2 protein-coding genes are annotated in these 1311 nt (G+C 35.2%); one reads left to right on the forward strand and one right to left on the reverse strand.

Annotation, left to right across the window (positions count from 1 at the left end):
• The first annotated feature begins 80 nt into the window (after positions 1-80).
• Complete coding sequence (locus AC6F75_RS06025) at positions 81-1034, forward strand: calcium/sodium antiporter (RefSeq protein WP_500714049.1); 954 nt, start codon at positions 81-83, stop codon at positions 1032-1034.
• A gap of 9 nt (positions 1035-1043) precedes the next feature.
• On the opposite strand, the gene AC6F75_RS06030 is transcribed toward AC6F75_RS06025, so the two are convergent.
• Positions 1044-1311, reverse strand: a 268-nt coding sequence (locus AC6F75_RS06030) for an ATP-binding protein (RefSeq protein ID WP_500714050.1), incomplete at its 5' end; no start/stop codon positions are given.

Raw genomic sequence — 1311 nt, forward strand, 5'->3', positions numbered from 1 at the left:
AGAAATGGTGGTGATTATACCGTTTTGGTGCCGGACAGTGTGAGAGTTACTAAATAATACACTTATTAAATTTTATCACTTTGATTGATATAGTCTTATTGTTAGCCGGCTTCTTGGTTTTAATTTTTGGGGCAAACAAACTTGTTGATGCCTCATCTTCACTTGCTGCTAAATTTGGGATTCCAAATATTGTAATAGGCTTAACCATAGTCGCTTTTGGCACTTCTGCCCCTGAAATGGTTGTAAACGCAATCGCAGCTGTAAATGGAAAAACCGAAATGGTAGTGGGCAATGTTTTGGGAAGTAATATTTTTAATGTTTTAGGAATTCTTGGTATTTGTGCGATTATATATCCGCTTACAGTAAAAAGCAATACTACCTGGTATGAAGTGCCTTTAAGTTTACTTGCCGCATTGGTGGCTTTTGTCATTTCAGCAGATGTTTTTCTTGACCAAAGTTTTGAGAGCTTGATTTCAAGGAGTGATTCATTGATTCTTCTTCTATTTTTTGCGGTTTTTTTAGTGTATAACATTGGTGTTTCAAAAAGTGAGAAATCCACTGAGTCCACTGAAATTTTAAATTACAGCATTTTAAAATCGCTTCTTTTTATAGTTATTGGTCTTGCGGGTCTTATAATTGGAGGAAGGTTAATAGTGACCAATGCTGTATCATTAGCAGAACTCATTGGTATATCAAACCGTGTTATTGGACTTACTGTAGTTTCCATTGGGACCTCACTGCCGGAACTAGCCACATCGATAGCTGCTGTTAGAAAAAAGAATGTGGACATCGCCATTGGAAATGTAGTGGGGTCCAATATTTTTAATATTTTCTTTGTATTGGGAGTTTCAGGATTTATTACTCCAATAGTTGTTGAAAAATCGTCTAGTGTAGATTTTATGGTCAATATACTGGCTTCAGTATTGTTGTTTGTATTTATTTTCACCGGAAAACACAGGAGAATTGATCGCTGGGAGGGTATGGTATTTATACTGCTTTATCTGGCTTATTTAATTTATATCATTACATACTAAATTTTTCTATTATGATGGCTTTAAGTCCTTCGGGAGTTTAACCGTTACCAAAGTTCCGGATGGTTCATTCATTGAAAATTCCAATTTTCCGTTGTGTAAGTTGATAAAATCTTTTACGATTCTCAAACCTATTCCAGTACCTTTTTCACCTTCTGTTCCATAAGTGCTCATTAATTCCTCTCTGGTATCCAGGTTCTTAATGACCGAATTATCAATACCTTTACCCTGATCGCTTACGCTAAATACAAAATAATCCTTTTCTTCACTAAAATTCACT

It is taken from the genome of Planktosalinus sp. (genome assembly GCF_059864935.1).